Raw genomic sequence first — 23,154 nt, 5'->3', positions numbered from 1 at the left:
GCCGATGGGGAGGCATGCCCCCTGGTCTGCGTGCCCGCGACGCCGCGTCCGCCGCCCGCGCCGGCGCGACGCTCACCGCGTTCAGCGGGCTGGTGCTGCTGCCCTGGGCGCTGTTCCTGCCGCCGCGGCTGGACACCCCCACCATGGCTGCCTGCGTCGTCGTCGCGGTCGTGCTGCTCGCGGTGGCCGCGCTGCTGGTCCGCGGGGACGCCGGACGGCTGGACCGGGCCGGGGCGTCCTTCCTCGTCCCGGCCGTCGGCTCCGTGGTGGTCGGCACCTCCAACTGGCTCACCGGCGACACGTCGGCCGCCGGCCAGGTCTTCGTCGTCGTCCCGGTGCTGCTGGCCGCGATGCAGCTGCGCCGCGCCGGTGCCTGGCTGGCCAACGGCGTGGCCGTCCTGGCCACCGGGGGTGCCACGGTCCTCCTGGACCCCTCCGCGCAGGGCGTCACCGACGCGGTGGTGGTGGGCGCGGCCATGCTCGCCGTCACCGCCGTGCTGGTCCGTGCCGCCGACTCCCGCGAGCGCGCCTTCGACGCGCTGCACGAGCAGGCCACCGCCGACGGCCTCACCGGCCTGCTGCGCCGCCGCGCCGTGGACGGTGCCCTGGGGGCCGCGCTGGACCGCGGCCAGGTCGGCGTGCTCATGGTCGACGTCGACGGGTTCAAGCAGATCAACGACGTGCACGGCCACCTGGCCGGCGACCAGGCCCTGGTCCACCTGGCCACCGTGCTGCGCGGACAGGTCCGCCGCGAGGACTGCGTCGTCGGCCGGCTCGGCGGCGACGAGCTGGTCATGGTGCTGCCCGGCTGCAACCGCGAGGTCCTCGCCGAGCGGGCCGCCGAGCTGGTGGACGCCGTCCGCCGCTCACCGCTCGCGCTGCCCGACGGCGTGCTGGGCCTGACCGTCAGCGTCGGGGCCGCGCACGCGCCCACCGACGCCGCCGACCTCACCGGCCTCTACGGCGCCGCCGACGCCGCGCTCTACGAGGTCAAGCGGGCCGGCCGGGACGGGTTCGCGGTCGCAGCGCGCTGACCGCACCAATCAGGGTGCGGGCGGTGAGCCGCCCGTCGGCCAGACCGAGGGCGACGACGTCGTCGAACACCCGCTGGTCCGCCGCCGCCGCGCCGAAGGCGGCGTCCATCAGCCACGGCCGGCTGCTCAGCCGCGAGGCCGCCGACGTGTGCCGCAGGTGGGTGCCCAGCCGGTCGGCCAGCGCGGCCCGCAGCACCGCCCCCGCACCGGCCCCGTGCGCCGCCGCGGCACCGGCCAGCGCGCCGGAGAGCACCGCGTAGAAGATGCCCTCGCCGGTCATCGGGTTGATCAGCGACGCCGCGTCCCCGGCCAGCACCACCCGGCCGTCGGGTTGGCGCGGCCGCCCGGTGGACAGCGGCAGCCGGTGCGCCCGCAGGCCCTCGGGCGCCACCCCGGGCAGCAGCCGGTGCAGGCCCTCCAGCAGCCCGGCCCGGGTGGCGCCGCCGCTGACCAGCTCGCCGTAGCCGACGTTGGCCCGGCCGTCGCCGACCGGGAACGACCAGGCGTAGGCCGGCCAGCGCTGGTCGGTGGTGGTGATGACCTGCACGCCCTCCTCGGCGGCGGGCGCGTAGCCGCGGATGGCCACGGCCAGCCGGTCCGGGCGGTTCGCGCCGATCCCCAGCGCCCGCCGGACGACGGACTCGGCGCCGTCCGCACCCACCACGACGCCGGCGGTGAGCTCGCCGTCGACGTCGACCCCGTCGGGGCCCGGCGTCAGCCGGCGCACGGTGTGCCGGCCGAACGCGGCGCCCGCGGCGAGCGCGGCGTCCAGCACCCGGGCGTCCAGCACGGCCCGGGGGACGACGACGGCCGGCCGGTGCATGGTCCGCTCGACGGTCCGCCCGGACGGCGAGGTCAGCCGCAGCCGGGGGACGGCGGGGAACCCGTCGGTGACCGCGTCGACGTCGGCGCCGAGCGCGCCCAGCACGTCCAGGGCCTCCGGGGCGACGCCGTCCCCGCAGACCTTGTCGCGGGGGAAGTCCGCCCGGTCGAGCACCAGCACGGAGGCGCCGTGCCGGCGGGCGGCCAGCGCGGCGGCGGCGCCGGCCGGCCCGCCGCCGACCACGACGACGTCCCAGCGGGTCAGCTGCGCGTCCACTTGCGCTCGGGGTGGCGGTAGGCGGCGACGAACTCCAGCAGCGCGTCGGCGGTGTGCACCACGCCGAGGGCGTCGAGCCGGCGGCCGTCGAGGTAGCCGTCGTCGACCATCCGGTGCAGCTGCGTGAGCAGCGGCTGCCAGAAGCCGTCGACGTCGAGCAGCAGGGTGGGCTTGGCGTGCAGGCCGAGCATGCCCCAGGTCCAGGCCTCGAAGAGCTCCTCGAGGGTGCCGGCGGCACCGGGCAGGGCGACGAAGGCGTCGGCGAGGTCGGCCATCGCGGCCTTGCGCTCGTGCATGGTCGCCACGACGCGCAGGTCGGACAGGCCGGGGTGGGCCAGCTCGTCGTCCACCAGGTGCTGCGGGATGACGCCGACCACCTCGCCGCCGGCGGCCAGCGCGGCGTCGGCGACGGTGCCCATCAGCCCGACGTGCCCGCCGCCGTAGACGATGCCGACGCCGGCGCGGGCCAGGGACTCGGCGAAGGTGGCCGCGGCGTGCTGGTGCGGGGGCGGGCCGGCCTGCGACCCGGTGAACACGGCGATGCGCATGCCGGTGAGGTTGCCACCCCGGCCCGCCCCCGGCTGCGTCGCACCGGGGGCGGGCCGGGGAGCGGTCAGGAGGCGGGCTTGCCGTAGGCGCGGGTGACCCACTCGGCGATGCAGACGGGCTTGTCGCCGCCCTCGCGCTCGACCACCACGGCGATGGTGTTCTGCACGCCGCCGGGGACCTCCTCGACGTCCTTGAGGGTGGTGGTGGCGCGCACCCGGGAGCCGACCGGGACCGGCGCCGGGAAGCGCACCTTGTTCAGGCCGTAGTTCACGCCCATCACCGCGTCGCTGATCGTGTAGGTGGCGGTGGCCAGCGGCACCAGCAGCGACAGGGTCATGAAGCCGTGCGCGATCGGCCCGCCGAAGGGGCTCTCGGCCTTGGCGCGCTCGACGTCGACGTGGATCCACTGGTCGTCACCGGTGGCCTCGGCGAACTGGTTCACCGCCTCCTGGGTGATGTCGTACCAGTCGCTGGTGCCGAGCTCGGTGCCCTTGAGGCCGGGCATCTCGGCGATGGTGGCGGTGGTGGTCATGCGTCCTCCTCGGTGAGCACGTACGCGTGCCGTAGGTCGGGCTTGCGGATCTTGCCGGTCGCGGTCTTGGGCAGCTCGGCCGCCCACCGCACCTCCTTGGGCACCTTGAACCCGGCGAGGCGATCCCGCAGCGCGGTGCGCACGCCCTCGCCGTCGGGGTCGGTGGCCGGGTCGAAGCCCGGGGCGGGCACGAGGACGGCCAGGCCGACCTCGCCCCAGTGCTCGTGCGGGACGCCGATGACGGCGGCCTCGCCCACCTGCGGGAGCTCGCGCAGCGCGGACTCCACCTCGGCCGGGTACACGTTCTCCCCGCCGGAGATGATCATGTCCTTGTAGCGGTCGCGGATGTAGAGGTAGCCGTCCTCGTCCACCGAGCCGGCGTCGCCGGAGTGGTACCAGCCGTCGCGGATGACCTCGGCGGTCGCCTCGGGGGCCTCCCAGTAGCCGGCCATGATGTTGGCCCCCGACAGCACCACCTCGCCGACCTCGCCGGGGTCGCACTCGGTGCCGTCGGGCCGCACGACCCGGACGTCGACGAAGAACTGCTGCTTGCCCGCGGAGCCGACCTTGGCCACCGCGTCGGCGCTGTCCAGCACGGTGCCGGCCGGTGCGGACTCGGTCATGCCGTAGGCCTGCTGCACCGTCACGCCGCGGTCGAGCCAGGTGCGCAGCACGGGCAGCGGCAGCGGGGCGCCGGCGGCGCCGATGGTGCGCAGCGCCGACAGGTCCAGCGTCGCGAAGCCGGGCTGCTTGCTCATCGCGTCGAGCATGGTGGCGACGGCGAAGAACGACGTCACCCGCTGCTCGGCGATGACCTGCAGCGTGCCGGCCGGGTCGAAGCCGCGGACCAGGACGACGCAGCCCCCGCGCAGCAGCGTCGGGTTGAGCGTGCCGTTGAGCCCGCCGATGTGGAACAGCGGCGCCAGGCCCAGGGTGCGCTCGTCGGGGGTGAAGTCGAAGCCCAGCACCTGGTTCAGGCACGACCAGGTCATGTTGCCGTGGGTCAGCAGCGCACCCTTGGGCCGGCCGGTGGTGCCCGACGTGTACATGATCAGGCAGGGGTCGTCGTGCGTGACGGCCTCGTCGCGGGCCACCGGCTCGGCCGCGGCGACCCGGGCCTGCCAGTCGTCGGCCCCCTCCGCCGGCTCGGCGGACAGCCACGAACGGACCTGCGGCAGCTCGGCGCGCAGCGCCGCCGCCGTCCCCGCGTGCTCGGCGCCGTGGACGACGAGCGTGGTGCCCGAGTGCTCGAGCACGTAGCGCGCCTCCGCGGCCGACAGCCGGGCGTTCACCGGCACCCACACCGCGCCCAGCTGGCCGCAGGCGTACAGGGTGTGCAGCGCGGCGGGGTGGTTGGCGCCGAACCAGGCGACCCGGTCGCCCTTCTGCACTCCCAGCTCCTGCAGCACGGACGCCGCCCGCCGGACGTCGAGGGCGAACTCGCCGTGCGTCGCCGTCCTCCCCTCGAACCAGAGGGCCGGCCTGTGGGGGGAGATGCGGAGCCGGCGCTCGGGCCAGGACCCGATCCCCTGGTTCCTCACCGCAGCCCCAGGGCGCGGATCGCGTTCTCCTTGAAGATGAGCGGCTTGACCTCGGCCTTGATCTCCAGGGTCTCGAAGTCCGACATCCACCGGTCGGGGCGGATCAGCGGGTAGTCCGAGCCGAAGAGCACCTTGCGCTTGAGCAGGCCGTTGGCCGCCTTGACCAGCTGCGGCGGGAAGTACTTCGGCGACCAGCCCGACAGGTCGATGTAGACGTTGGCCTTGTGCGTGGCGATGGAGATCGCCTGGTCCTGCCACGGCACGGAGGGGTGGGCCATGATGATCGTCAGGTCCGGGAAGTCGGCCGCGACGTCGTCGAGCAGCATCGGGTCGGAGTAGCGCAGCTTGATGCCGCGCCCGCCCGGCAGGCCCGCGCCGATGCCGGTCTGCCCGGTGTGGAACAGCGCCGGGACGCCGAGGCTCTGCAGCTCCTCGTAGAGCGGGTAGACCGCCCGGTCGTTGGGCTCGAAGGCCTGGATCGACGGGTGGAACTTGAACCCGCGGACGTCGTGCTCCTGGACCAGCTTGCGGGCCAGCGCGATCCCCTTGGCGCCGCGGGCGGGGTCGACCGAGCCGAACGGGATCAGCACGTCGGGGTGCTGTGCGGCGAGGTCGGCGATCTCCTCGTTAGACAGCGCCGGGTGGCCCGTGGCGTGCTCGATGTCGACGGTGAACACGACCGCGGCCATGTTCCTGGCCCGGTAGTCCGCGGCGATGTCGGGGACGGTGGGGTCGTAGGGGTCGCCCTTGAAGTACTTCGACGCGGCCTCGTTGAGCTCGTCGTCGAGCGCCTTGTGGCCGTGGGTGTCGGCGTGCACGTGGGTGTGCACGTCGATGGCGACCAGGTTCTCCAGGTCCAGCTGCAGCGCCACGTCAGCTCTCCGGCTCGAACTGCTGGCCGACCGTCTGCTTCGAGCCCTCGAACCTCTGCCCCCAGACCTCGGCGATGGCCTCGGCCGACCAGCCGGTGCCGTCGGCGAACTCGACGACGGTCTCGGTGGGGTGGGTCCACAGCGCCAGCCTGTCGCCGCCGACGCCGATGGCCTGGCCGGTGATGCCGGCGGCCTCGTCGGAGGCGAGGAAGGCGACGAGGCCGGCGACGTCCTGCGCCGAGCCGAAGCCCAGCTGCTTGCGGGCGTAGGGCGGCAACGGGTCGCCGTTCTTGAGCGCGGTGACGTAGGGCTCGAGGAAGGGCACGGTCTCGGTCATCGCGGTGGCCGCGACCGGGACGACGGCGTTGACGGTGATCTGGGCGCGGGCCAGCTCCATCGCCCAGGTGCGCACCATGCCGACGATGCCGGCCTTGGCCGCGGCGTAGTTGGTCTGCCCGAAGTTGCCGACCTGCCCGGTGGGGGAGCCGATCGCGATGACCCGGCCGCCCTCGCCCTGCTCGCGCATGCGGATCGCGGCGGCGCGGGTGCAGGTGAAGGTGCCGCGCAGGTGGGTGGTGATGACGGCGTCGAACTGCTCGTCGGTCATCTTCCACAGCGTCGTGTCGCGCAGGATGCCGGCGTTGTTGACCAGCACGTCGAGGCGGCCGAACTCGCCGACCGCCCGGTCGACGAGGGCCTGGGCGGCCTCGCTGGTGCCGACGGGCACGACCTCCGCGACCGCGGTCCCGCCCGAGCCGCTGATGCTCTCGACGGCGGCCTGCGCGACGTCGGCGTCCACGTCGTTGACGACGACGGCGGCGCCGCGGCGGGCCAGCTCCTGGGCGTAGGCCAGGCCGAGGCCTCGGCCCGATCCGGTGACGACGGCGACCTTGCCGGTCAGGTCCACGGGTTCTCCTCGTGACAGGGGGTGGTGCCCGGACCGTAGGTCGGTATCGTGGAGGTTGTCAACGATGGAGGTGCTCATGGGTCACCCGCTGACCGACGACCTGGGATTCCTGCTCTCCCGGGCCAGCGGCGCGGTGGTGCGCGCGACCAACACCGCGCTCGCCGGGCACGGGCTGCGGGTGCGCCAGTACTCGGTGCTGGTGCTGGCCTGCGACGCCGCCGAGGGCGTCACCCAGCGCGAGCTGGCCGACGTCCTGGGCCTGGACCCCTCCCAGGTCGTGCTGCTGGTCGACGAGCTGGCCGGCCGCGGGCTGGTGGAGCGCCGTCCGTCCGAGGCCGACCGGCGCACCCGGCTGGTGCTGGCCACCGACGCCGGCCGGGCGCTGCGCGACGTGGCCGAGCGGGACGCGACCGCCGCGGTGGAGGCGCCGCTGGGCCTGCTGGCCGACGCCGAGCGCGACCGGCTGCGCGACGTGCTCACCCGCATCTGGACCGCCGCCGGCTGACGCCGGGCCCAGCGATGATCAGGGGAGTTGATCGAACTCCGTCCTGGTGCACGAGATCTGGTGAACCAGGACGGAGTTCGATCAACCTCCCTGATCAACGCTGAGCGGGAGGGGGGTCAGGCGACGCGGCCGGCGGCGCGCAGCGAGCGCTCCAGCGCGGCGCGGGCGGCCGGGGCCAGGGCCTCGCGGGCGCGCCGGTAGACCGCGGTGCTCGCCGGGGCGGGCCAGTCCGGGCCCAGGTGCTCGCCGGGCAGGCCGGGGTCGGTCTGCAGCAGGTGCAGCCAGTCGGCGCCCAGCAGCGTGAACTGGGCCATCGACCCGGCCACCCGCGGCGGGCGGCGCCAGGTGCGCACGAACCAGGTGTGCGCGTCGTGCACCGCCGGCACGTCCCACGCGCGGTGCACCAGGGCGGCGACGTCGGTGCCGGGCAGCGGCCGGGCGGAGAAGGCGTCGGCGAGCCCGGCGGCGTCGGTCAGCGGGGCCAGCACGGCGGCGACGTCGACGGTCCCCGGCGCCAGCCACAGCCCGTCGCGCACCCCGCCGAAGCCGGCCCAGGTCAGCGCCGCGCGCACCCGGTGCCGCAGGTCGCGGCGGCTCTCGGGGACCGAGTAGCTCAGCAGCGTCCACTCCCCGGCGGGGTGCTCGAAGGGCGTGGGCGAGCTGACCCGCTGGTCGGCCCGGCGCAGCACGGAGTCGATGCGGGGGGTGAGGGAGTACTCGGCGGTCCGGCCGACCTGGCCGCGCTCGAGCAGGCCGCGCTGGGTCATCCGCTGCAGCGTCGCCCGGCCGGCGGCCTCGGCGACCCCGAGGTCGGCCAGCAGGTCCAGCAGCACCGAGGACGGCAGCGGGGGCAGGTCCTCGTCGAGCACCAGGGAGCCCAGGAAGTTCAGCAGCAGCGTCTGCGGCCGGTGCGCCGGTGCGCCGTCCTCGGGCCCGTCCATGTGCCTCCTCGTCCCGGTGCATCCCAGCACATCACGAACTGGCATCGGGAACCTAGACAGGTTCTTGACGCACGTCCACATCGTCTCTAGCTTTCCCGTGACCTGGACCACCCGTCCGATCACGAAGGACCGTGATGTCCCCACCGCTGCTGTCCGTCGAGCACCTCGACGTCGTCTACGACGGCACGATCACCGCGCTGTCCGACGTCTCCCTCGTCGTCGAGCCCGGCCAGGTCGTGGCCGTGCTGGGCTCCAACGGCGCCGGCAAGACCTCCCTGCTGCGGGCGGTCTCCCGCTCCCTGCAGCCCTACGGCGGCACCGTCACCGGCGGCACCGTCCGCTTCGCCGGGGAGGACCTGGCCGGCCGGGACGCCGCCGACGTCGTCCGCCGCGGCCTGGTGCAGGTGCCCGAGGGACGGCGGATCTTCCGCGACCTCACCGTCGCCGAGAACCTCCGCGCCGGCGGCTACACCGTGAAGGACGCCCGGGCCCGCGCCGAGGCCCGCGACCGGGTCTTCGACCTCTTCCCGATCCTGGCCGAGCGGCGCGACCAGCCCGGCGGCCTGCTCTCGGGCGGCCAGCAGCAGATGCTCGCCATGGGCCGCGCGCTGATGGTCAGCCCCCAGCTGCTGCTGCTCGACGAGCCCTCCCTCGGCCTCGCGCCGCTGCTGGTCGACCAGATCGGCGAGATCGTCACCGAGATCAACAAGCAGGGCACCGCGGTGCTGCTCATCGAGCAGAACGCGGTCATGGGTCTGCGGGTCGCCGACGCCGCCTACGTGCTGGAGACCGGCCGGGTCACCGCCTCGGGGACGGCGGACGCGCTGGCCGCCAGCGACGAGGTGCAGGAGCGGTACCTGGGCGTCGCCGTCCCGGTCGTGGCCACCGAGGTCGCCCCGGCCGAGCCCGAGGTCCCCACCGCCGAGCCGCCGCAGCAGCTGCGGGTGGAGGGCCTGACCGTCCGGTTCGGCGGCATCACCGCGCTGTCCGAGGTCTCCTTCACCGTCGAGCCGGGCACCGTGCACGCCCTCATCGGCCCCAACGGCGCGGGCAAGTCCACCCTGGTCAACGTGCTGGGCGGGGCCTACCGGGCCACCGAGGGCGCCGTGCACTACGGCGACGCCGAGCTCACCGCGCTGCGCGCGGACAAGGTGGCCGGCCTGGGCGTGGCCCGCACCTTCCAGAACATCTCCCTGGCCCTCGAGGACACCGTCGAGGACAACCTGCTGGTCGGCCGGCACCGGCTGATGCGCCGCGGCCTGCTGCCCGGCGCGCTGAAGCTGTCCGGCGCCCGCCGCGAGGAGCGCGAGCACCGCGAGACCGTCGCCGGCATCGCCGAGCTGCTGGGCATCGCCCACCTGCTGCGCACCCCGGTGCACACGCTGGCCTACGGCGACCGCAAGCGGGTCGAGATGGGCCGCGCGCTGGCCGCCCGGCCCTCGCTGCTGCTGCTCGACGAGCCGGTCGCCGGCATGACCCACGGGGAGAGCCAGGACATGGCCGAGACCATCCGCCAGGTCCGCCGCGACCTCGGCCTCTCGATCGTGCTGGTCGAGCACGACATGCCCTTCGTCATGGGCCTGGCCGAGCAGGTCACGGTCCTGGACTTCGGCAAGAAGATCGCCGAGGGGACGCCGGCGCAGGTGCAGCGCGACCCCGAGGTGCTCCGCGCCTACCTGGGAGCGGCCGCCGCATGAGCTACTTCCTCGAGCAGGTCCTCAACGGGCTGTCCTACGGCCTGGTGCTCAGCCTCATCGCCGCCGGCTTCGCCATCGTCTTCACCTCCACCGGCGTGCTGAACTTCGCGCACGGCTCGGTGGTGCTGCTGGGCGCCTACCTGGTCGCCGTCCTGCACGACACCATCGGCTTCTGGCCCGCGGTGCTCGTCGGCCTGGTCGGCGCCGCCGTCGTCGGCGTGGCCATCAACGCCCTGCTGGTGCGCAACCTCGCCGACCCCAACCCGGGGACGGCGGCGATCCTCATGCTCGGCGTGGACATCGTGCTGCTCACCGAGCTCACCCGCCGGATCGGCAACCAGGTGCTCACCCTGGGCGCACCGTGGGGCGCCTCGGTGGTGCGGCTGGGCGACGTCACGCTGCCCACCGGCCGGGTGCTCGCCGCCGCCGTCACCCTGGTCGCCTTCGGCGCGCTCTGGTACCTGTTCTCCCGCACCGACCTGGGCGTCGGCATGCGGGCGGCGGCCGCCGACGGCCCCACCGCCTCGCTCATGGGCATCCGGCTGTCCCGGACGGCGGCCACCGGCTGGGCGCTGGCGGGCATCCTCGCCGCCGTCGCCGGCATCTTCCTCACCTCCTTCCCCGCCCCCGGCGTCGCGCCCACCGTGGCGCTGAGCGCCTTCGCGGCCATCCCGGCCTGGGTGCTGGGCGGCTTCGACTCCGTGCCCGGCGCGGTGGTCGGCGGCCTGCTCATCGGGCTGACCAGTGCCCTGGTCACCGGCTACGAGGCCGACCTGGAGCCCTTCCTGGGCGCCGGGTTCGGCGAGGTCGCGCCCTACGTCGTGATGATCGTCGTCCTGCTCGTGCGGCCCTCGGGCCTGCTGGGCAGCAAGGAGGCCGTCCGTGTCTGACGCCCCGAGGAAGCTCGTCGGCCTGGTGCTGCTGCTGGTCGCGCTCGCGCTGCCGTTCGTGCTCACCGACTTCTGGCTGCAGACCGGCCTGTTCGTGATGGCCACCGCCATCGGCGCGGTCGGGCTGACCCTGCTGGTCGGCGTCGCCGGGCAGCTGTCGCTGGGCCACGCCGCCTTCGCCGCGATCGGCGCCTACGTCTACGCCTTCACCACCGGCGAGTCGACGACGACCGTCGAGGGCCTGGGCCTGCCGCCGCTGCTGGGCCTGGTGCTGGCCGCGCTGGTCGCCGCCGGGGTGGGCGCGGCGTTCTCGCCGATCGCCGGGCGGCTGCGCGGCATCTACCTGGGCCTGGCGACGCTGGGGCTGGTCTTCGTCGTCCGGCACCTGCTGGTCAACCTCGACCAGTGGACCGGCGGGTTCGTCGGCCGCTCGGTGGAGCCCTTCGCCGTCCCCGGGTTCAGCTTCTCCAACCGCGACCCCGACTACCTCGCCGTCGCCGGCGTGGAGTTCGAGGGCCTGCACCGGCTCTGGTACCTGTTCGTGCTGCTCGCGGTCGTGGCCATCTGGCTGGCGTCGAACATGCGCAACGGGCGCACCGGCCGGGCCTGGGCCAACGTCCGCGACTCCGAGACCGCCGCGGCCGCGATGGGCGTCGGCGTCGCCGGGGCCAAGCGGTCGGCGTTCGTCGTCTCCTCGGCGTACGCCGGGGTGGCCGGCGCGATGCTGGCGCTGGCCTACGGCCGGGTCGCCCCCGACGTGTTCAGCCTGACCGCGTCGGTGGACTACCTGGTGATGATCGTGCTCGGCGGGCTCGGCTCGGTGGCCGGCGCCGTCGTCGGGGCGGTCTTCGTGACCTCGCTGCCGCTGGTGCTGGCGCAGTACAGCTCGGCGCTGCCCTTCCTCGCCGCGCCCGGCTCGGGCGGCCTGGACCCCTCCACCGCGTCCCGGATCGTCTACGGGCTGGCGATCATCGCCGTCCTCGTGTTCCTCCGCGGCGGGCTCGCGGGCGGCGCCCGGCGGCTCCGCGAGCGGCTCACCGGATCCACCCCTGTTCCCCCCGTCGACCGCCCGGTCGCCGAGGAGCCCTCCCGGTCGAAGGAGACCACCCGATGAAGCACCGCGTCCGCGCAGCCACGCTCGCCGCCGCCGCCCTGGCGCTGGCGGCCTGCAGCACCACCGCCCCGACCGCCTCCGGCGGAGGAGGCGGCGACGACGTCGAGACCGGCAACGGGGTGACGGCCGACGGCATCACCATCGGGATGATCACCGACCTGTCCGGCCCGTTCGCCGCCGGCGCCGCGGTGCAGGTGACCGAGACCCAGGCCTACTGGGACCAGGTCAACGCCGACGGCGGCATCTGCGACCGCGACGTGACCGTCGACGTGCAGGACCACGGCTACGACCCGCAGCGCGCGGTGACCCTCTACCGCTCGATGGCGCCCGACGTCATCGCGCTGCAGCAGGTGCTCGGCGGCCCGACCAGCGCCGCGGTGCTGCCGCTGGCCGAGCAGGACTCGGTCTACGTCGGCGGCGTGGGCTGGGCCGGGTCGGCGCTGGCCTACGAGAACAACCAGCTGCCCGGCGCCTCGAACGCCATCCAGGCGGCCAACGCCATCGACTACATGGTCGACGAGCTCGACGTCCCCGAGGGCTCGACCGTCGGCGTCGTCTACTTCACCGGCGACTACGGCGGCGACGCGCTGGCCGGCGCCGAGCACGCCGCCGAGGAGCGCGGCCTGGAGATCCTGGCCCAGGAGATCACCCCGGCGACCACCGACCTGTCCGCGCAGGCCTCCGCGCTGGCCCAGGCCGACGTCGCCGGCGTCGTGCTGGCCGCGGCCCCGACCCAGCTCGCCTCGCTGGCCGGCGTGCTGTCCTCCCAGGGCGCGGACGTGCCGATCATCGGCATGAACCCGACCTTCAACCCCTCGCTGCTGACCACCCCGGCCGCGGACGCGCTGCTGGCCAACGCCTACTCGATGACCAGCGTCTCGCCCTACGACAACCCCGACTCGCCCGGCGTGCAGGAGGCCAACGAGCTCTACGCCTCGGCCGACCCGGCCGGCGCGACCGGCTGGGAGGTGCCGCTGGCCTACGTGCAGGCCGAGCTGCTCCGCCAGGCGCTCGAGGGGGCCTGCGAGTCCGGTGACCTGACGCCGGAGGGCGTCGTCGCGGCCTTCCGCGACGGCGGCGAGGTCGACACCGAGGGCGTGCTGCCCGACGGCCTGGACTACTCGCAGGTCGGCCAGTCGCCGACCACCACGGTGTTCGTCTCCAAGGTGAGCGCGGACGCCGAGGCCGGCCTGGAGCTGCTGGACCAGGTCAGCGGGCCCAGCGCCGAGTCCTTCTCCTACGGGGGCTGACCGGTGCCCGCACTCGTGACCAGCGAGCTGCGGGCGCCGGCGACCGGCCCGGCGGACGGCGTCCTGGGTGACGTCCTCCGCCGGGCCGTCGAGCTGGGGCCGGACGACGTCCTGCTGTCCACCCCGGCGACCGGCGAGCGCTGGACGGCGGCGCAGCTGCTCGCCGACGCGACCTCCCTGGCCGCGGGCCTGCTCGCCGCGGCCGGCCCGGGGGCGCGGGTGGCCACCTGCCTGGCCAACGGGCCCGCGCCGGTGCTGGTGCAGCTCGGCGTCGCGCTGGCCGGGCAGACCCTGGTGCCGGTCAACCCGCGGTCCCGCCCGGCCGAGGTCGAGCACGCGGTCGCGCTGTCCGGGGCGTCGCTGGCCGTCGCGGACCCCGGGACGGCGATGGCCGGGCTGCCCGTGGTCGAGGACTGGCGCTCGCTGCTGGCCGACCCCGTCGAGCTGCCGGTCGTCGACCCCGGCTCGCTGGCCCAGGTGCAGTTCACCTCCGGCACCACCGGCCGGGCCAAGGGCGTGCGGATCACCCACGCCGGGATGGTCGCCACCGGGGCGGCGTTCGCCGACCGGCTGGGGCCCTCGGCGGGGCGGGTGTGGTGCAACCCGATGCCGCTGTTCCACACCGCCGGCAACGTGCTCGGCGTGGTGGGGGCGCTGTGGGCCCGGGCCGACCACGTGGTGCTGCCCTTCGCGCCCGGCCCGGTGCTCGGGGTGCTGGCCGCCTCCCGGGTCACCATGCTCTCGGCCGCGCCCACCCTGCTGGACCTGCTGGTAGCCGAAGGCGTGCCCGACCTGCCCGACCTCGCCGTGCTGTTCACCGGCGGGATGACCGTGACGCCGGCGTTCGTCGACCGCGTGGAGGCCGCGTTCGGCGCGCGGCTGGCCACCACCTTCGGGATGACCGAGACCTGCGGGTGCGCCCTGATGGCCGGCCCGGACGACCCGGACGAGGTCCGCCGCGGCACGGTGGGCGGCCCGGTGGCCGGCACCGAGGTCCGCATCGCCGCACCGGACGGCGCCCCGGTGCCGGTCGGGGAGGCCGGCGAGCTGTGGGTGCGGGGCGAGCGGATCAGCGACGGGTACCTCGACGACCCGGTGGCCACCGCCGAGGCGATCGACGCCGAGGGCTGGCTGCACACCGGCGACCTGGCCACGATGTCGGCGGCCGGGGGCTGCCAGGTGGTCGGCCGGCTGAAGGACATGCTGAAGACCGGCGGCGAGAACGTGTCGCCGGTGGAGGTCGAGGAGACCCTGGTCGCGCACCCCGCGGTGGCCCGCGCCGCCGTCGTCGGCCGGCCCGACGACCGCTGGGGCGAGCTGGTGGTGGCCTTCGTCGTCCCGGTCGGCGCCGACGTCGACCCTGCCGAGCTGGAGGCCTGGTGCCGGGAGCGGCTCTCGCCGTTCAAGGTCCCGCGGCGCTGGCACCTGGTGGACGATCTGCCCATGACGGCGTCCGGGAAGGTGCAGCGCGCCCTGCTGCGCACCACCGCCGCGCAGCGGTGACCCGCTCCACCGTCGCCCGGGCGGTGTCGGTGGTGGAGGCGTTCCGGCCGGGGGAGACCGTGCTCGGGGTCTCCGAGATCGCCCGGCGGTCGGGACTGCACGTGGCGACGGCGTCCCGGCTGGTCGCCGAGCTGGTGGACCTGGGCCTGCTGCGCCGCGAGACCGACCGGCGGGTGGGCCTGGGCCTGCGGCTGTGGGAGCTGGGCGCCCGGGCCTCGCCGGCGCTGTCGCTGCGCGAGGTCGCGATGCCGCTGATGGAGGACCTGCACGCCGTCGTCGGCCAGCACACCCAGCTCGGCGTGCTCGACGGCGACGAGGTGCTGTTCCTCGAGCGGCTGTCGGCACCCGGGGCGGTCGTCAACTACACCCGGATCGCCGGCCGGCTCCCGCTGCACGCGTCGTCCTCGGGCCTGGTGCTGCTCGCGCACGCCTCCCGTGACCTGCAGGAGCGCACGATCGCCGGCCCGCTGCGCACCTTCACCGCGGCGACGATCGGGACGCCGGCCCGGCTGCGGTCGGCGCTGGACCAGGTGCGCCGCGAGGGCGTGGCGTTCTGCCCGGGGCACATCCACCCCGACGCCTGCGGGATCGCGGTCCCGGTGCGCGACCCGGCCGGCGCCGTGGTGGCCGCGCTGGCGGTGATCGTGCCCAACGACGCCGACGCGCGTGCGCAGGTGCCCGCGCTGCGGGCCGCGGCGCGCGGGATCGGCCGCCAGCTGCGTTGACCATGCAGAACCGCACCGCCGCCACGCCGGTGCGCGGCGCGCCGCCGTTGCCGTTCTGCATGATCGACGCCGGCCCCTTTCTCGCTGGGTGAGAACGGCATGGCCCGCGTCACTCCGCGGCCGTCACGATCCCCGGCATGACCACCGCCGCCCGCTCCACGGTCCGCGTCGCCGCCAAGGAGCGGGTCGCCGACGGCGTCGTCGCGCTGACCCTGGTCGACCCGGACGGCGCCCGGCTGCCCGACTGGACGCCGGGCTCCCACGTCGACCTGGTGCTGCCCACCGGCGACACCCGCCAGTACTCGCTGTGCGGCGACCGGTGGGACGCCTTCGCCTACCGGGTCGCCGTACTGCGGGAGCCCGCCGGCCGCGGCGGCTCGGCGTGGGTGCACGACGAGCTCGCCGTCGGCGACCTGGTGGGGCTGGGCGGGCCGCGCAACCAGTTCCGCCTGGTCCCGGCGCCGCGCTACCTCTTCCTCGCCGGCGGCATCGGCATCACCCCGCTGCTGCCGATGGTCGACGCCGCCCGCCGGCTCGGCGCGGACTGGCGGCTGGTCCACGGCGGCCGCAGCCGGGCGTCGATGGCCTTCCTGGACGAGCTGGACGACCCCCGGGTGACCGTCTGGCCGCAGGACGAGCTCGGGCTGCTCCCGCTGGGCGACCTGCTCACCGGCCTGGACGACGGCACGCGGGTGTACTGCTGCGGCCCCGCCCCGTTGCTGGACGCGGTGGAGGCCGTCTGCCCGCCGGGGCTGCTGCGCACCGAGCGGTTCGTGGCCCGCGAGCAGGGTGCCCCCGTGCGGGACGAGCCGTTCACGGTGGTGCTGGACCGCACCGGCGCCGAGGTCGTGGTGACGCCGGAGGTCAGCGTGCTGGAGGCCGTGCGCGCCGCCGGGGCCGACGTCCTGTCCTCGTGCCGGCAGGGCACCTGCGGCACCTGCGAGACCACCGTGCTGGCCGGCGACCCCGACCACCGCGACTCCGTCCTCGACGAGGCCGAACGGGCCGCCGGGGACTGCCTGCTCGTCTGCGTGTCCCGCTCCCGCGGCGACCGCCTGGTGCTCGACCTGTGAGGGGACCGACCGTGACCGCCGTGCTGCCGACCCTGGACCTCGACCCCTTCGACCCCGAGGTGCTGCGCGACCCGCTGCCCGCGCAGGCCGCGCTGCGCGACGCCGGCCCGCTGGTGCGGCTGCCGCGGTACGACACCTGGGCGATCGCCCGGTACGCCGAGGTGCACGCCGCGCTCACCGACTGGCAGTCCTTCGAGTCCTCGGCCGGGGTGGGGCTGACGAACTTCCGCACCGGGACGCCGTGGCGGCCGCCGTCGCTGCTGCTGGAGGCCGACCCGCCGCACCACGACGCACCCCGCGCCGTGCTCGCGAAGGTGCTGGGCCCGCGGGCGCTGCGGAAGCTCCGGGCCGACTGGCTGGCCGACGCCGAGGCGCTGGTCGACGAGGTGCTCCCCGGCGGCACGGTCGAGCTGGACGCCGTCCCCGCGCTGGCCGCGGCCTTCCCGCTGCGGGTGTTCCCCGACGCGGTGGGCCTGGCGCGCGAGGGGCGGGAGCACCTGCTGCCCTACGGCGACCACGCGTTCAACGCCTTCGGGCCCACCGACAACGCGCTGGTGCTGGCCGGCAACGCGTCGATGCCCGAGCACGCCGGGTGGGTGGCGCGGCAGTGCGAGCGGGAGGTCCTGGCGCCGGCCGGGTTCGGCGCCGACATCTGGGCCGCCGCCGACCGCGGCGAGCTCACCCACGCCCAGGCCCCGCTGGTGGTGCGCTCGCTGCTCACCGCCGGGGTGGACACCACCGTGCACGGCATCGGCGCGGTGCTGCACGCCCTCGCCGTCACCCCCGGCGCCTGGCAGCTGCTGCGCGAGCGGCCCGAGCTGGTGCGGGTCGCCTTCGACGAGGCGGTGCGCTGGGAGTCCCCGGTGCAGGCCTTCTTCCGGACGACGGTCCGCGACGTGCCGGTGGGCGACGCGGTCGTCCCGGCGGGGGAGAAGGTGCTGGTCGTCTTCGCCGCGGCCAACCGCGACCCCCGGCGCTGGGCCGACCCGGACGCCTTCGACCTGACCCGCGACCCGTCGGGCCACGTCGGCTTCGGCATGGGCATCCACCAGTGCGTGGGGCAGCACGTCGCCCGGCTGGAGGCGGAGTCCCTGCTCACCGCCCTGCTGGCCCGGGTGACGTCGCTGGAGCTCGCCGGCGACCCGGTGCGGCACCTGAACAACACCCTCCGCTCCTGGGAGTCCCTGCCGGTGCGTCTGGTCTGCTGAGGCCCCCGCTGGATGTGACTCGTCGCGGTGTCCGGGCCATGGGACGCCGCTGGATGTCACATCGAGCGGGGCCGACCGGCGGGTCAGGGCTCGGGGATGGTGTCCAGGAGCTCGGCGGCGGCGGCGCGGGCGGCGGGCTCCACGCGGGCGTGCTCCCGGACGAAGAGCTCCTGCGCGGCCAGGCCCGGCCACGGCGAGGGCAGCAGCTCCAGCGGCAGCCGGGGGGTGTCGCGCAGGGCCAGCCGCCACTCCTCCTGCAGCGCGACCTGCCGGGCCAGCGGGTCGGTCCAGCGCTGGTCGGCGCCGCCGCCGTCCCAGCGTCGGGTGAAGGCGTCGAACACCTCGGCGACGGCGGGGACGTCCCACAGCTCGCCCAGCATGACCGCGGGGTCCAGGCCGGCGGCCGGGCGGGCGGTGAACACCTTGACGTGCGCGGCGGCCTCCAGGTCACCGACCGCGGCGGCGGTGTCCACCGCGCCCGGCGCCGCCCACAGCCCGCCCTGCAGCAGGCCGAACCCGGCGGCCTGCAGCGAGGTGCGCAGCTCGTGGCGCTGCCGCTGCCAGGTGTCGGGCAGGTGGAACGAGAGCAGGGTCCAGCTGCCGTCCCAGTGCCGCTCGGCGGTGGCGTCGGCCCGCCAGATCCGGCTCCAGCCCGCCCGCAGCGCGCTCACCGAGTAGTCGGTGAGCCCCAGGTAGACCTGCCGGCCGCGCTTGTGCCCGACCAGCCGGCCGCGGCGGACCATCCGGGTGATGGCCGACCGGGTGGCGTGCTCGGTGGCCCCCAGCCGGCCCATCACCTCGACCAGGCTGGGGGTGGCCACGAGCAGGCCGCGGTCGAGCACGTGCGCGCCGCAGAACGTCAGCAGCAGGCTCTCCGGGCGCAGCGCGACCTCGTCGGAGGGGCCCACGGGGTCCCCGCCGTCCCGCTGGCCCGGGCGCGCCTGCTGCTCGACGTCGTCCATCCGGCCCAGTGTCGCCGACGCACCGCCGGCGCGACCGGTCAGGCCAGCGGCCGGTTGAAGCGCGGCGGGGTGAAGGCCACGAACCGGGGCGCCGGGTCGGCCCCGGCGGCGGCGGCCCGGGCGTTCATCGCCGGCGCCGAGGTGGCCGGCCAGTGCCCGGTGTCCAGCCGCTGCACCATCGTGGCGATCGCCGCCTCCTGCTCGGCGGCGGAGAAGGTGCAGTGCCCGACGGTCTGCGTGTAGGTCTGCCGCAGCAGCGAGGCGTCACCGGCCCGGCGGACCAGCTGCTCGTAGTACTGCTGCTGGGCCACGGTGGAGATCTGGTCGCCGACCGGGGACATGGTCAGCACCGGGACGTCGAGCTCGCCGGTGAACACCAGGCCCTCGGCGAAGCGCTCCACCGCGCCGGGGTCGGCGGCGATGCGGGGCGCGCCGGCCAGCACGCCCAGGTCGGCCTCCAGGTCCAGCCCGGCCGCGGCGTAGGCCTCGCGGACCACGCGCCGGGCCTCGGGGTCGGCGGCCTGCAGCTGCCGGGCGTAGTCGACGCCGGTGTTCCAGGACGGGTTGCCGCCGACGACGGCGGTCAGCGCCGGCCGGCTGCTCATCGCCTGCCCGATGTAGGGCAGCGGCCCGCCGGCCAGGGCCAGGAAGGCGCCCTCCTGCTGCGCGGCCAGGTCCTGGCGGGCCGGCGGCGGGGGCTGGGTGCCGTCGGGGCGGACACCCCAGGCCGGCAGCTGGCCGATCGTGGCGGCCAGCGCGATGCGCGCCCGGCCCTCCGGGGTCTGCTGCGCGGCGGTGAGCGCCTGGATCCAGGCCCGCTGCGCGGCCGGCACGTCGGTCACCTCGAGCACCGGCAGGCCCGGCGCGACCAGCTGCTCGAGGACGAAGACGGTGTCCAGCTTCTGGTTCCACTGCGCCACCGACCCGCCGAGGCCGCCGCACATCGGCACGGCGCCGTCGAAGGCGTCGGGGTGCTCCTGCGCGGCGCCGGCGGAGACGAACCCGCCCATCGAGGTGCCCGAGGCGATGGCGTGCCGGGCCGGGCCGTAGGCGGCCTCGAAGCGGGCGAGGGCCTCGGCCTGGTTGTCCACGGCCGACCCGATGTCCCAGCCGGTGACCCCGCGCGTGGTGCCGCCGCGGGCGACGCCGTCGGCCAGCAGCCGCTGGGTGAGCGCATCGGTGGGGCCGGACCCGACGAAGTCCAGCGCGACGACGACGGTGCCGTCCCAGTCCGCGGGGACCACGAACCCGAACGGCGTGCCGTCGTCCAGGGTGCCGGTCAGGCAGGTGGGGTCGGACGGCGAGTCCGGCAGGCAGGGGACGCCGCCCGGGGGCGCCGCGGACGCCGGGACGGCGGCGCCGCCCAGCACGAGGGCGAGTGCGCCGGCGACGACGGCGAGCCGGCGCAGGGGTGCGGACGAGGGTCGGTCGGGCACGGCGGCCTCCACGGTGAGGTGTTGCTCCGGTGCGGGGGAGCCTGTCGTCGTCCCGCGACGGATGTCAAGCAGCTTGATAAAAGCGCTGGTGCAGGAGACTCGACCCGTGACCGACCCGCTCGACCCGCAGCGCCTGCCCCGCGCCGCCGCCGCTCGGGTGGAGTACGTCGTCCAGCGGCTGGCCCGCGCCCTCGGCCGGTCCACCGAGGCCGTCGTCGCCCGGCACGGGGTCTCCGTCCCCGGCTACCGGGTGCTGCTGCTGCTCAGCGACCAGGTGCCGCGCTCGAACGCCGAGCTGGCCCGGCTGGCCTTCGTGACCGCGCAGGCCACCCACCTGGTGCTGACCGAGCTGGTCGAGCGCGGCCTGGTCGAGCGGGGCGACCACCCGGGCAACCGGCGGATCCGGCTGCTGCGGCTCACCCCGGCCGGTGCCGACGTGCTGGCCGCCTGCCTGGCCGACGTCGTGGCGGTGGAGGAACGGCTGCTGGCCGGCCTGCCCGCGGCCGAGCGCGACGTCCTGCTGCCCGTCCTGACCCACGCCGCCGGCGTGCTCTCGGGCGGGTTCTTCGGCGACGCGGACGCCGAGCGCGCCGCCGCCGCGCTGCGCCGCCAGCCCTGACCTGCACCTTTCCGGCCAGGGTCGACGTGTCGACAGGAACCTGAGGCACTTCCTTGACGACCGTCACCGATCGGACTAGCTTTCGCACCCAGTGAGCGCTGGATCACATCGACGTGACCGTCCCGAGGACTGGAGTTCCCCATGAAGAGACTCGTCACCGCGGCGACCGCCGCAGCTCTGCTGGCCCTCTCCGCCTGCGGCGCCTCCGACGACACGACCGACGAGGCGGCCGCCACCGGCGGCGGGGACGCCGTCACGGCCGAGTTCTCCCAGGAGGCCGCCGACCTGCTGCCCCAGTCCATCCAGGACAGCGGCACGATGACCTGGACCGGCGCGCCCAAGCCGCCCTTCTACATCGACGGCGAGGACGGGTTCACCGGCCTGGGCCCGGACCTGCAGACCGCCATGGAGCAGGTCCTCGGGGTCGAGATCGAGTTCCAGCCCACCGACGGCCTGAACTCGGTGCTGCTGTCCCTGCAGTCGGGCCGGGCCGACTTCTTCGTCGGCGGCGTGCGGGCCACGCCCGAGCGGCAGCAGGACTTCGACCTGGTGGCCTGGCTGACCGTCGGGCCCTCCTACCTCATCGCGGCCGACCGGGCCGACGAGATCAGCACGCCCGAGGACCTGTGCGGGCTGACCGTCTCCTACGAGGAGGGCAGCTCGATGCAGTCCTTCGTCGAGGCGCTGGCCGAGGAGTGCGGCGACGACACCCTGACCCCGCTGCCGCTGACCGCCGACGGGTCCCGGCTGGCCGTCGACTCGGGCCGGGCCGACGCCTACGCGGCCAACGAGTCCGACGCCCGCTACATCCAGCTCCAGCGCGAGGGCCGCTACGAGGTGGTCGTCGAGGACACCGGCACCTCCGACCTCACCGCCGGCATGTCGCTGAAGGGCAGCGGGCTCGGCGAGGCGATGACCGCCGCCTTCCAGGCGCTCATCGACCAGGGCGTCTACCAGGACCTCATGGACCGCTGGAACCTCGGCGACAACGCGGTCGACGAGCCCGTCCTCAACCCGGCGTCGTGAGCCGGCCGGCTGCAGGAGCGGTGGTGGACCCCGCTCCGACCACGCAGGCCCCCGACGCCCGGGACAGCCGGCCCGAGCGGCGGCCCTGGCTGTGGGTGGCGTGGGTCGTGCTCGCCCTGCTCGCGGCCCAGGTCATCGCGTTCGTGCTGCGCAGCGACCGGCTCGAGCTGCCGGTCGTCGGGGAGTACCTGTTCGCCGCGCCGGTCCTCGACGGGCTGGTCACCACGATCTCGCTGACCGCCATCGCGACGGTGCTGGGCGCGCTGGTCTGCCTGGCCCGGCTGAGCTCGCTGGCCCCGCTGCGCTACCTGGCCGCGGCGTGGATCGCGGTGTTCCGCAGCGTGCCCCCGCTGGTGCAGTTGCTGTTCTGGTTCAACCTGGCCTACCTGGTGCCGGTGCTGTCGATCGGCATCCCGTTCGGCCCCAGCGTCGGGGAGTGGAGCGCCAACGACGTCATCACGCCCTGGACCGCCGCGGTGATCGGCCTGTCGCTCTACAACAGCCCCTACAGCGCCGAGATCATCCGGTCCGGGCTGTCCGCCGTCCCGCGGGGGCAGCTGGAGGCGGCCAGCTCGCTCGGCCTGCCCGCGCGGGACACCTTCTTCCGCATCCGGCTGCCCCAGGCGACCCGGATCATCCTGCCGCCGATGGGCAGCCAGGTGATCTCGCTGCTCAAGGGGACCTCGCTGGTCAGCGTCATCGCGATGACCGACCTGCTCGGCGCGGCCCGGGAGGTCTACACCCGGACCTTCGAGGTCGTGCCGCTGCTGATCGTCGCGATCGTCTGGTACATCGTCCTCGTGGCCGTCCTCACCGCAGGGCAGTCCTGGTTGGAACGGCGGTTCTCCCGTGGCTACTGAGCCCACCCCGATGACCACCCCCGTCCTGCGGGTCCGCGGCCTGGGCAAGCGGTTCGGCGACGTCACCGCACTGGCCGACGTCGACCTCGACGTGGCCGAGGGCGAGGTCGTCGTCGTGATCGGGCCCTCGGGCTCGGGCAAGTCGACCCTGGTGCGCTGCATCGACCTGCTCGAGGAGATCGACGCCGGCTCGGTCGAGCTGGACGGCGAGCTGCTGGGCCTGCGGGTCGACCGGCGCGGCGTCCTGCGCCGGATGCCGGCCCGCGCGACGGCGCCGCAGCGCCGCCGGATGGGCATGGTCTTCCAGTCCTTCAACCTGTTCTCCCACCTCACCGTCGAGCGCAACGTGTGGGAGGCGCCGGTCCGCTCGCTGGGCGAGCCCCTCGCCGAGGCCCGCGCCCGCGCGCAGCAGCTGCTGGAGCGGGTGGGCCTGGGCCACAAGGGCGACGCCTACCCCGTGCAGCTGTCCGGCGGCCAGCAGCAGCGGGTGGCCATCGCCCGCGCCCTGGCCATGCGCCCGCGGCTCATGCTGTTCGACGAGCCGACCAGCGCGCTGGACCCCGAGCTGGTGGGCGAGGTGCTGGCCGTGATGACCAGCCTCGCCCAGGAGCGCACCACGATGGTCGTGGTCACCCACGAGCTCCAGTTCGCCCGCGAGGTCGCCACCCGGGTCGTGTTCATGGACGCCGGCCGGGTGGTCGAGCAGGGCACCCCCGACGAGGTCTTCGGCAACCCGCGCACCGAGCGCCTGCAGACCTTCCTGCAGCGGTTCTCCGCCGCCGCCTCCTGATCCCGCCCACCCCGCCGGACG

23 protein-coding genes are annotated in these 23,154 nt (G+C 75.2%); 14 read left to right on the top strand and 9 right to left on the bottom strand.

Annotated features, from left to right (window positions below; all coding sequences use genetic code 11):
* The first annotated feature begins 14 nt into the window (after positions 1-14).
* Positions 15-1,034 (top strand): GGDEF domain-containing protein, encoded by a 1,020-nt coding sequence (locus tag BM158_RS11310; RefSeq protein WP_091558074.1) that lies wholly within the window; start codon positions 15-17, stop codon positions 1,032-1,034.
* Here the strand turns inward: BM158_RS11310 and BM158_RS11305 are convergent.
* The 6 genes from BM158_RS11305 to BM158_RS11280 all read right to left on the bottom strand — a co-directional run bounded on the left by BM158_RS11305 (position 991) and on the right by BM158_RS11280 (position 6,534).
* Positions 991-2,133, bottom strand: coding sequence for an NAD(P)/FAD-dependent oxidoreductase (locus BM158_RS11305; RefSeq protein ID WP_242657466.1), 1,143 nt, complete (start codon positions 2,131-2,133; stop codon positions 991-993). The genes BM158_RS11310 and BM158_RS11305 overlap by 44 nt on opposite strands.
* Positions 2,118-2,681, bottom strand: coding sequence for an LOG family protein (locus BM158_RS11300; RefSeq protein ID WP_091558070.1), 564 nt, complete (start codon positions 2,679-2,681; stop codon positions 2,118-2,120). Before BM158_RS11300 ends, BM158_RS11305 begins: the two co-directional genes overlap by 16 nt.
* Before the next feature lie 65 nt (positions 2,682-2,746).
* The gene (locus tag BM158_RS11295; RefSeq protein WP_091558067.1) at positions 2,747-3,214 is read right to left on the bottom strand and encodes a MaoC family dehydratase; all 468 of its coding nucleotides are present in this window, start codon (positions 3,212-3,214) and stop codon (positions 2,747-2,749) included.
* On the bottom strand, positions 3,211-4,755 hold the full coding sequence (locus BM158_RS11290; RefSeq protein WP_091558063.1) for an acyl-CoA synthetase: 1,545 nt from the start codon (positions 4,753-4,755) through the stop codon (positions 3,211-3,213). Before BM158_RS11290 ends, BM158_RS11295 begins: the two co-directional genes overlap by 4 nt.
* Positions 4,752-5,615, bottom strand: a complete 864-nt coding sequence (locus BM158_RS11285) for an amidohydrolase family protein (protein ID WP_091558865.1) — start codon at positions 5,613-5,615, stop codon at positions 4,752-4,754. The genes BM158_RS11290 and BM158_RS11285 overlap by 4 nt, the downstream gene beginning before the upstream one ends.
* Before the next feature lie 13 nt (positions 5,616-5,628).
* A complete protein-coding gene (locus tag BM158_RS11280) occupies positions 5,629-6,534 on the bottom strand; it encodes an SDR family NAD(P)-dependent oxidoreductase (protein ID WP_191328685.1) in 906 nt (301 codons plus the stop codon).
* 76 nt (positions 6,535-6,610) lie between these two features.
* Here BM158_RS11280 and BM158_RS11275 point away from each other — a divergent pair, with 76 nt between their 5' ends.
* The gene (locus tag BM158_RS11275) at positions 6,611-7,039 is read left to right on the top strand and encodes a MarR family winged helix-turn-helix transcriptional regulator (RefSeq protein WP_207506404.1); all 429 of its coding nucleotides are present in this window, start codon (positions 6,611-6,613) and stop codon (positions 7,037-7,039) included.
* Between the two features lie 116 nt (positions 7,040-7,155).
* Here the strand turns inward: BM158_RS11275 and BM158_RS11270 are convergent, their stop codons facing one another.
* On the bottom strand, positions 7,156-7,980 hold the full coding sequence (locus BM158_RS11270; RefSeq protein WP_091558059.1) for a PaaX family transcriptional regulator: 825 nt from the start codon (positions 7,978-7,980) through the stop codon (positions 7,156-7,158).
* A gap of 134 nt (positions 7,981-8,114) precedes the next feature.
* Between BM158_RS11270 and BM158_RS22970 the strand changes: the two genes are divergently transcribed.
* The 8 genes from BM158_RS22970 to BM158_RS11230 all read left to right on the top strand — a co-directional run bounded on the left by BM158_RS22970 (position 8,115) and on the right by BM158_RS11230 (position 17,440).
* A complete protein-coding gene (locus BM158_RS22970; RefSeq protein ID WP_091558056.1) occupies positions 8,115-9,677 on the top strand; it encodes an ATP-binding cassette domain-containing protein in 1,563 nt (520 codons plus the stop codon).
* Entirely contained in the window at positions 9,674-10,567 is an 894-nt protein-coding gene (locus BM158_RS11260; RefSeq protein WP_091558053.1) for a branched-chain amino acid ABC transporter permease, read from the top strand. Before BM158_RS22970 ends, BM158_RS11260 begins: the two co-directional genes overlap by 4 nt.
* Entirely contained in the window at positions 10,560-11,681 is a 1,122-nt protein-coding gene (locus BM158_RS11255; protein ID WP_091558049.1) for a branched-chain amino acid ABC transporter permease, read from the top strand. Before BM158_RS11260 ends, BM158_RS11255 begins: the two co-directional genes overlap by 8 nt.
* Complete coding sequence (locus tag BM158_RS11250; RefSeq protein ID WP_091558046.1) at positions 11,678-12,931, top strand: ABC transporter substrate-binding protein; 1,254 nt, start codon at positions 11,678-11,680, stop codon at positions 12,929-12,931. Before BM158_RS11255 ends, BM158_RS11250 begins: the two co-directional genes overlap by 4 nt.
* Positions 12,932-12,934: 3 nt before the next feature.
* Positions 12,935-14,434: a class I adenylate-forming enzyme family protein gene (locus BM158_RS11245; protein ID WP_091558042.1), complete on the top strand. Its 1,500-nt coding sequence runs from the start codon at positions 12,935-12,937 to the stop codon at positions 14,432-14,434.
* A complete protein-coding gene (locus BM158_RS11240) occupies positions 14,431-15,159 on the top strand; it encodes an IclR family transcriptional regulator (RefSeq protein ID WP_207506402.1) in 729 nt (242 codons plus the stop codon). The genes BM158_RS11245 and BM158_RS11240 overlap by 4 nt, the downstream gene beginning before the upstream one ends.
* 137 nt (positions 15,160-15,296) lie before the next feature.
* Complete coding sequence (locus tag BM158_RS11235; protein ID WP_091558039.1) at positions 15,297-16,232, top strand: PDR/VanB family oxidoreductase; 936 nt, start codon at positions 15,297-15,299, stop codon at positions 16,230-16,232.
* A gap of 11 nt (positions 16,233-16,243) precedes the next feature.
* Entirely contained in the window at positions 16,244-17,440 is a 1,197-nt protein-coding gene (locus BM158_RS11230; protein WP_229827683.1) for a cytochrome P450, read from the top strand.
* Between the two features lie 83 nt (positions 17,441-17,523).
* Here the strand turns inward: BM158_RS11230 and BM158_RS11225 are convergent, their stop codons facing one another.
* Positions 17,524-18,402 carry a PaaX family transcriptional regulator gene (locus tag BM158_RS11225; protein ID WP_091558035.1) on the bottom strand — a complete coding sequence of 293 codons (879 nt, stop codon included), beginning with the start codon at positions 18,400-18,402 and terminating at the stop codon, positions 17,524-17,526.
* 38 nt (positions 18,403-18,440) lie between these two features.
* Positions 18,441-19,838, bottom strand: a complete 1,398-nt coding sequence (locus BM158_RS11220; RefSeq protein ID WP_207506398.1) for an alpha/beta fold hydrolase domain-containing protein — start codon at positions 19,836-19,838, stop codon at positions 18,441-18,443.
* A 106-nt stretch (positions 19,839-19,944) separates the two neighbouring features.
* Between BM158_RS11220 and BM158_RS11215 the strand changes: the two genes are divergently transcribed.
* The 4 genes from BM158_RS11215 (at position 19,945) to BM158_RS11200 (ending at position 23,133) form a co-directional block, all read left to right on the top strand.
* A complete protein-coding gene (locus tag BM158_RS11215) occupies positions 19,945-20,457 on the top strand; it encodes a MarR family winged helix-turn-helix transcriptional regulator (protein ID WP_165628895.1) in 513 nt (170 codons plus the stop codon).
* A gap of 141 nt (positions 20,458-20,598) precedes the next feature.
* Complete coding sequence (locus BM158_RS11210; protein ID WP_091558028.1) at positions 20,599-21,483, top strand: transporter substrate-binding domain-containing protein; 885 nt, start codon at positions 20,599-20,601, stop codon at positions 21,481-21,483.
* A 23-nt stretch (positions 21,484-21,506) separates the two neighbouring features.
* The gene (locus BM158_RS11205; protein ID WP_091558025.1) at positions 21,507-22,343 is read left to right on the top strand and encodes an amino acid ABC transporter permease; all 837 of its coding nucleotides are present in this window, start codon (positions 21,507-21,509) and stop codon (positions 22,341-22,343) included.
* A gap of 10 nt (positions 22,344-22,353) precedes the next feature.
* The gene (locus BM158_RS11200) at positions 22,354-23,133 is read left to right on the top strand and encodes an amino acid ABC transporter ATP-binding protein (RefSeq protein ID WP_091558021.1); all 780 of its coding nucleotides are present in this window, start codon (positions 22,354-22,356) and stop codon (positions 23,131-23,133) included.
* Positions 23,134-23,154 lie beyond the last annotated feature (21 nt).

It is taken from the genome of Klenkia taihuensis (genome assembly GCF_900112525.1).
Classification (GTDB): domain Bacteria; phylum Actinomycetota; class Actinomycetes; order Mycobacteriales; family Geodermatophilaceae; genus Klenkia; species Klenkia taihuensis.
Note: the sequence above shows the minus strand (reverse complement) of the source record. Positions and strands in the feature narration are given on the sequence as shown.

Coding starts and splice junctions, on each gene's coding strand:
- BM158_RS22970 (WP_091558056.1), top strand. CDS start 8,115: ATGTCCCCACCGCTGCTGTCCGTCGAGCACCTCGACGTCGTCTACGAC.
- BM158_RS11310 (WP_091558074.1), top strand. CDS start 15: ATGCCCCCTGGTCTGCGTGCCCGCGACGCCGCGTCCGCCGCCCGCGCC.
- BM158_RS11270 (WP_091558059.1), bottom strand. CDS start 7,980: ATGGACGGGCCCGAGGACGGCGCACCGGCGCACCGGCCGCAGACGCTG.
- BM158_RS11210 (WP_091558028.1), top strand. CDS start 20,599: ATGAAGAGACTCGTCACCGCGGCGACCGCCGCAGCTCTGCTGGCCCTC.
- BM158_RS11260 (WP_091558053.1), top strand. CDS start 9,674: ATGAGCTACTTCCTCGAGCAGGTCCTCAACGGGCTGTCCTACGGCCTG.
- BM158_RS11275 (WP_207506404.1), top strand. CDS start 6,611: ATGGGTCACCCGCTGACCGACGACCTGGGATTCCTGCTCTCCCGGGCC.
- BM158_RS11295 (WP_091558067.1), bottom strand. CDS start 3,214: ATGACCACCACCGCCACCATCGCCGAGATGCCCGGCCTCAAGGGCACC.
- BM158_RS11300 (WP_091558070.1), bottom strand. CDS start 2,681: ATGCGCATCGCCGTGTTCACCGGGTCGCAGGCCGGCCCGCCCCCGCAC.
- BM158_RS11250 (WP_091558046.1), top strand. CDS start 11,678: ATGAAGCACCGCGTCCGCGCAGCCACGCTCGCCGCCGCCGCCCTGGCG.
- BM158_RS11200 (WP_091558021.1), top strand. CDS start 22,354: ATGACCACCCCCGTCCTGCGGGTCCGCGGCCTGGGCAAGCGGTTCGGC.
- BM158_RS11235 (WP_091558039.1), top strand. CDS start 15,297: ATGACCACCGCCGCCCGCTCCACGGTCCGCGTCGCCGCCAAGGAGCGG.
- BM158_RS11225 (WP_091558035.1), bottom strand. CDS start 18,402: ATGGACGACGTCGAGCAGCAGGCGCGCCCGGGCCAGCGGGACGGCGGG.